Source organism: Corynebacterium sp. 13CS0277 (assembly GCF_002994655.1).
GTDB lineage: Bacteria > Actinomycetota > Actinomycetes > Mycobacteriales > Mycobacteriaceae > Corynebacterium.
The window spans coordinates 83570-90482 of record NZ_PPDL01000015.1; the positions used below are offsets into that span (position 1 = coordinate 83570).

Below are 6913 nucleotides of genomic sequence, written 5' to 3' on the forward strand. Positions count from 1 at the left end.
TGACGTCCTCGGAGACCACCGTGACCGACACGACCGGTAGACCCGGCGATCGTTCGTCCCGCGTGACGCGCCGCGTCGTGCCCCGCGCGGAAGACACCACACGCCCCGCGCCCACCGCGCGGCCAGGCGCTGGCCCGCGGCCCGTGCCCCCGGAGGTCATCTACCGGCGCCGGCGGGTCGCCGCACTCGTGCTCATCGGCGTGCTGCTGCTGGGGCTGTGGGTGGTGCTGGCGCGCAGCGACCGCACCGCGAAGCCGATGCTCATCAACGGCGACCACATCGGCCGGGAGACCGGGGAGACGATGGAGGACTACATCGCCCGCACCGACCACGCCCTCGGCGAGCTGGGGGAGACGGACACCGTCTACGCGCTGGTGTCGTTCTCCCAGCCGCTGAGCCCCGCCCAGGTTGCCGTCGTCATCGAGGGCGTCCCGCTCACCCGGGTCAGCGCCCTGGTGTTCGACGGGTCGAAAGAACTCGCCCTCCCGGAACCGGTGGCGGGCCAGAACCGTGAGGACGTGTTCACCCAATGGTTCAGCCGCGCCCAGCGGGCAGGGCTGCCCATCGACGGCATTGATGGCCTCATCGTGCGCGACACCGCCGCCGATATTCGGCAACTGCAGGGGCGCTCCGGGATCCTGGCGATCGACCCCGCCCCCGTCGGGGCCGTGTGGGGGCGCTTCGGGGTCAGCCCCGTGCAGCGCCGCGCGGAGGGCGCCGGCACGACGGCCGCTACCACCGCCGGGAGTACCACTGCGGGCGCCCGAGGCAGCGGCAGCTAGCCGCACGCAAGCGCCGCCTGCGGCGGGCCCACCCGCAGCCACATCTCTAAGTCCGGGGTGCGCGGCGCCGCTGGCGGAGCACATCCCACAGGTACAGGGCGACCGCCACCCAGATGAGCACAAACCCCACCCAGCGGGTCGTGTCCAGCTGCTCGTCGACGACGAACACCGCCCACAGCATCTGCAACGTCGGGGTGATGTACTGCAGCATCCCCACGGTCGACAGGGGAATCCGGCGGGCAGCAATCCCAAACAGCAGCAACGGCACCGCCGTCACCACGCCCGTCGAGATCAACAACCAGGCATGCCCCGCGCCCTCGGTGAGGAACGTGCTGCGGCCCGCGTGGCCCAACCACAGCAGGTACCCGCACGCGAGGGGTGCGAGGATCAGCGTCTCCGCCGCAAGCGACGTTGCCGCCGAGATCCCAATTTGCTTCTTGAGCAGCCCATAGAACCCAAACGACAACGCCAACCCCAACCCCAGCAGGGGCGGCTGCCCACCAATGATCGTGAGATAGGCGACCGCCACCACCGCGAGCACCACACTCGCCAACTGCAGGCCCCGCACCCGCTCCCCGAGGAGCAGCATGCCGAGAGCGACAGAGACCAGCGGGTTGATGAAGTAGCCCAAGGCGGCCTCCGCGACGTGGTCACTGTTGACGGTGATGACATAGAGCAGCCAGTTCGTGGCGATGAGCACCGCGAGCAGGCCCGTGGCCGCCCACGTGCGCGCTGACAGTCGCACGAGCTCCCGCCAGCGGCCGCTCGCCACGAGCACGAGGAGCATGACGACGGCGGTCCACACGATGCGGTGGGCGAGGATCTCCAGCGGGGTGGCTGGCTGTAGCAGCGGGAAGTAGGCGGGGAAGGCTCCCCACAACAGGTAGGCGGCGAGGGCGAAGAGCATGGCCAGTCACTGTATCCGACACCCTCGCTGCCGCCGAACCCGGACCCGACGGTGTGCGCCCCCGCGGGGTGGGGCGCGCGGGGAGGGCAGTGGGGCGTGCGCGCAGTGCCGTGGCGGGAGGGGACGGCGGGGGCCTTCCGGGGTGGGGGAGTGCCACTGCTGGAAACGGGTGAAAAATGGGGTGTGGCCTGCGGGATTGTGGCCGCGGGGTGGGGGCTTGACGGCCCCCGTACAATGGCCGCATGAGTAAATCCTTCGTGCATCTCCACAACCACACCGAGTACTCGATGCTCGATGGCATGGCGAAGGTGGATTTGCTGGCGGAGGAAGTGCTGCGGCAGGGCATGCCCGCCGTCGGCATGACCGACCACGGCAACATGTTCGGCTCCGACGCGTTCTACCGCAAGATGGTCGACGCGGGCATCAAGCCCATCATCGGCATCGAGGCGTACATGGCGCCCGGCTCCCGCTTCAACAAGCAACGCGTCCGCTGGGGTGAGGCCCACCAGAAAGCGGACGACGTGTCCGCCTCCGGCGCGTACCTGCACCAGACGATGTTGGCGGAAACCGCTGAAGGCCTCCACAACCTGTTCTACCTGTCCTCCATGGCGTCCTACGAAGGGCAGCTGGGCAAGTGGCCCCGCATGGACGCCGACATCATCGCCGAGAACGCCACCGGCATCATCGCCACCACCGGCTGCCCCTCAGGCGACGTGCAAACCCGCCTCCGCCTCGGGCAGTTCGACGAGGCCCTCGAGGCCGCCGCCATGTGGCAGGACATCTACGGCAAGGACAACTACTTCCTCGAGCTCATGGACCACGGCATCGAAATCGAGCGCCGCGTCCGCGACGAACTGCTGGAGATCGGCCGCAAGCTCGACCTGCCGCCGTTGGTCACCAACGACTGCCACTACGTGCTCAAATCCCAGGCCAAGCCGCACGAGGCGATGCTGTGCGTGCAGACCGGCAAGACGCTCGCCGACCCGGACCGCTTCAAATTCGACGGCGAGGGCTACTACATCAAATCCGCCGAGGAAATGCGCAACACCTGGGACGAGATGGTGCCCGGGGCGTGCGACAACACCCTGCTCATCGCGGAACGGGTGCAGGACTACAGCTCCATTTGGGAACCCCACACCCACGACCGCATGCCGATCGCGGACGTGCCCGACGGGCACACCCCCACTAGCTGGCTCACCCACGAGGTCATGGAAGGGCTCAAAGACCGCTTCGATGGCGGCCAGGTGCCCCAGGCGTACATCGACCGCGCGACGTACGAAATCGAAGTCATCGACATGAAGGGCTACCCGTCCTACTTCCTCATCGTCGCTGACCTCATCAAGCACGCCCGCTCCATCGGCATCCGCGTCGGCCCGGGCCGTGGCTCCGCGGCAGGCGCACTCGTCGCCTACGCGCTGACGATCACCAACATCGACCCCATCGAGCACGGGCTGCTGTTCGAGCGCTTCCTCAACCCGGAACGCCCCTCGGCACCCGATATCGATATCGACTTCGACGATCGTCGCCGCGGCGAAATGATCCGCTACGCCGCCGACAACTGGGGCGAAGACAAAGTCGCCCAGGTCATCACCTTCGGCACCGTGAAAACCAAGCAGGCGCTCAAAGACTCCGCCCGCGTGCAGCACGGCCAGATGGGCTACAAGATGGCAGAAACCATCACCAGCGCCCTCCCGCCGGCCATCATGGCGAAAGACATCCCCCTGTCGGGCATCTTCGACCCCAACCACCCCCGCTACGGGGAGGCCGGGGAGGTGCGCTCCGTCATCCAAAACGACCCGGAGCTGCAGAAGATCTACGACACCGCCCTCGGCCTCGAGGGCGTGGTCCGGCAGGCGGGCGTGCACGCCTGCGCCGTCATCATGGCGAGCGTGCCGCTGCTCGACTGCATCCCCATGTGGAAGCGCGCCCAAGATGGGGCGCTCATCACCGGCTGGCCCTACCCCGCCTGCGAGGCCATCGGCCTGCTAAAGATGGACTTCCTGGGCCTGCGCAACCTCACCGTCATCGGTGACTGCATCGAAAACATCAAAGCCAACCGCGGCTTCGACCTCGACCTTGAGGGCCTGACCACCGACGACACCGCCGCCTACGAACTCCTCGCCCGCGGCGACACCCTCGGCGTGTTCCAGCTCGACTCCGGCGGCATGCGCGAACTGCTCAAGCGCATGGAGCCCACCGGCTTCGACGACATCGTCGCCGCGCTCGCGCTCTACCGCCCCGGCCCCATGGGCATGGGCGCGCACTGGGCGTACGCCGACCGCAAAAACGGGCGCGAAGAAATCACCCCCATCCACCCGGAACTCGAAGAACCCCTCAAGGACATCCTGGAAGAGACCTACGGTCTCATCGTGTACCAGGAGCAGATCATGAGGATCTCCCAGAAGGTGGCGAACTACACCGCTGGCCAGGCGGACGGCTTCCGTAAAGCCATGGGTAAGAAGAAGCCCGAAGTCCTCGCCAAGGAATTCGTCACCTTCGAAAAAGGCATGCTCGACAACGGCTTCTCCAAGGAAGCCATCAAAGCCCTGTGGGACACCATCGAGCCCTTCGCCTCCTACGCGTTCAACAAGTCCCATGCGGCCGGCTACGGCCTGGTGAGCTTCTGGACCGCCTACCTCAAGGCCAACTACACCGCCGAATACATGGCAGCCCTGCTGACCTCCGTGGCGGATAAAAAAGACAAGTCCGCCATCTACCTGGCGGACTGCCGCCACCTGGGTATTCGGGTGCTGTCCCCGGACGTCAACGAATCCTCCCTCAACTTCCAGGCCGTCGGCGACGACGTGCGGTTCGGCCTCGGCGCGATCCGCAACGTCGGCGAAGACGTCGTCGCCTCCATCGTGAAAACCCGCGAAGAAAAAGGCGCCTACACCTCGTTCTCCGACTACCTCGACAAGATCGAAACCGTCGCCTGCTCCAAGCGCGTCACCGGCTCCCTCATCAAAGCCGGCGCCTTCGACTCCCTCGGCCACCCCCGCGGCGGCCTGTGGGACATTCACGAAGCCGCCATCGACTCCGTCCTCAACACCAAAAAAGCCGCCGACAAAGGCCAATACGACCTCTTCGCCGGCTTCGGCGACGCCGACCCCGAACTCGCCGGCGCATTCCACATCGACATCCCGGAGACCACCCTCGACCGGAAAACGGAACTCCACGACGAACGTGAAATGCTCGGCCTGTACGTCTCCGGCCACCCCCTCGACGGCTTTGAGGGCGCACTCGCCGCCTACACCGACACCGAACTCACCACCGTCCTCGGCGGCGAGCTCACCCACGGCACCGAAGTCATCATCGGCGGCATCATCAGCTCCGTCGACCGCCGCTTCTCCAAAAAAGACGGCTCCCCCTGGGCCATCGTCACCATCGAAGACCACAACGGCGCGCAGGTCGAACTGCTCGTGTTCAACAAGGTCTACTCCATGGTGTCCACCCAGATCGTCGAAGACAACATCGTCCTCGCCAAAGCGCACATCAGCATCCGCGACGACCGCATGAGCCTGTTCTGCGACGACCTGAAAACCCCCGACCTGGGCGCGGGCAACGGCAACGGGCTGCCGCTGCGCATCACCCTGCGCACCGACCAATGCACCCCCGCCAACCTCGTCAAACTCAAAGAAGTCCTCGCCGCCCACCCCGGTGAATCCGACGTCTACGTCAACCTCACCTGTGCGGACCGCACCACCATGATGGTCCTCGGCGAAAACCTCCGCGTCACCCGCTCCGGCTCCCTCATGGGCGACCTCAAAGCCACCATGGGTGTCGGAATCCTCGGCGACGCACCCGTCAACGCCTAAGAAAACCCGCAGGCCCGGGGCATGATTTGTGTCCCGGGCGTGAAGGAGTAACCTCTAAGGAGTCCACACGGACACACGCCACCCCGGCAGTGCCCGTGACTCACAGGGGCTATGGCGCAGTTGGTAGCGCGTCTCGTTCGCAATGAGAAGGTCAGGGGTTCGATTCCCCTTAGCTCCACCACTGGCTCCCTACCTGTTTCTCCAGGTAGGGAGCTTTTGTGCGTCCTCTATACGGACCTCAAAACGCCATCCCGCGACAATCCCCCACATTTTTCAGACACTCCCAAGGACACTCGCACGCAAGTCGGATGGGTCGAAAACCGGGGCATCGCACGCTGGGGCTACAGTGCGATTGCAGTACGATGCTGATGCCGATGGTGATTGGGGGCGAAGCTCATAGCGTTCCCCTCAAGGAAGCTTCAAGGAGGTAGGGCGATGGCTGTTGAACTGGTTGACATGCGGACGCGAGATTACATGTCCATGAGTCACAGCGATGCTAACGACGTGATGTTTGAGGACTTTCTTGCGCTCGTCACCTACCTCATCGAGCTTGCAGGAATTACCCGAGACGACCTGAACGAAGACGCGTGGATATGCCTCGACTGCGGATACCCGGAGGACTCCTTGGGCTACGTCGTCGACGAGGTGATCGTGCGTGATGTGCCCGTGCCGTCGTGGTGGTTCGAACAGCTCGCATGTATCCCGCGGTTCCGGCCCCCGTACACGCCGAAAGAAATTCAGACGATCGCCGGGCACATCACCAACCGTGTGGACCACCCCGCACCGTGGCACATGTGAAGCGCCATGTAATTGTGCCACAGAGACTCGCGAAGGGCTGTGCCCGGGTACGTAAAGATATGTTCTATGCTGGTGTTTCTCTGAGATCGCAGTACTATATTGGTGCTGACGGTGGTGGGGAAAACTCACCGCGTTTCCGATTGATGTGGAAGGAAGGTCCTAGTGGTTCAGCTGGCTGACTTGCGTTCGCGCGATTACGAGTCGATGCCGTACTTCGCCCGGCTGGACGCGTCGATGCTCGACTTCGCTGGGCTCCTCGATTTCCTTGTCGAATACGCGGGGCTGAGCCGGGAGGACCTCGGGAAGGACTTTTGGATCTACTACAACGCAGGGATGCTCTGCGATTCCTTCATCGAGGTAGCGGAAGTCATCCTTGAGCGAGGCATCAGCATTCCTGACTGGTGGCCTGAGCAAGTGCAGCAAATCCCACTGTTTCAGGCTCAGTATGACGCCGAAGAGGTGCTTGGTATTGTCGAGCAGCTTCCTGCTGTGTCAGACCTGTCCCTGCCGTGGGACTCCCCTGAAGAAGCCGCGTGTTGAGCGACACGATAGATTGCACACTCAGCGACACGAGAAAGTGCGCACCACGTAGACGGAGCGAGCCCTACCCC

Annotated in this window: 5 protein-coding genes and 1 tRNA gene; 5 read left to right on the top strand and 1 reads right to left on the bottom strand. The window is 64.7% G+C overall.

The window, feature by feature from the left end:
- The first annotated feature begins 20 nt into the window (after positions 1–20).
- Entirely contained in the window at positions 21–782 is a 762-nt protein-coding gene (locus tag C1Y63_RS07910; protein ID WP_146128900.1) for a hypothetical protein, read from the top strand.
- A gap of 46 nt (positions 783–828) precedes the next feature.
- Here the strand turns inward: C1Y63_RS07910 and rarD are convergent, their stop codons facing one another.
- Positions 829–1689, bottom strand: a complete 861-nt coding sequence (rarD, locus tag C1Y63_RS07915) for an EamA family transporter RarD (RefSeq protein WP_106015918.1) — start codon at positions 1687–1689, stop codon at positions 829–831.
- Positions 1690–1931: 242 nt separating this feature from the next.
- Between rarD and dnaE the strand changes: the two genes are divergently transcribed.
- From dnaE to C1Y63_RS07935, 4 genes are all read left to right on the top strand, one after another.
- Complete coding sequence (gene dnaE, locus C1Y63_RS07920) at positions 1932–5504, top strand: DNA polymerase III subunit alpha (protein WP_106015919.1); 3573 nt, start codon at positions 1932–1934, stop codon at positions 5502–5504.
- Between the two features lie 105 nt (positions 5505–5609).
- Positions 5610–5685: transfer RNA gene (locus C1Y63_RS07925), tRNA-Ala, on the top strand.
- Between the two features lie 254 nt (positions 5686–5939).
- Positions 5940–6302: a hypothetical protein gene (locus C1Y63_RS07930; protein WP_106015920.1), complete on the top strand. Its 363-nt coding sequence runs from the start codon at positions 5940–5942 to the stop codon at positions 6300–6302.
- Between the two features lie 162 nt (positions 6303–6464).
- The gene (locus C1Y63_RS07935; RefSeq protein WP_106015921.1) at positions 6465–6842 is read left to right on the top strand and encodes a hypothetical protein; all 378 of its coding nucleotides are present in this window, start codon (positions 6465–6467) and stop codon (positions 6840–6842) included.
- Positions 6843–6913: the final 71 nt, after the last annotated feature.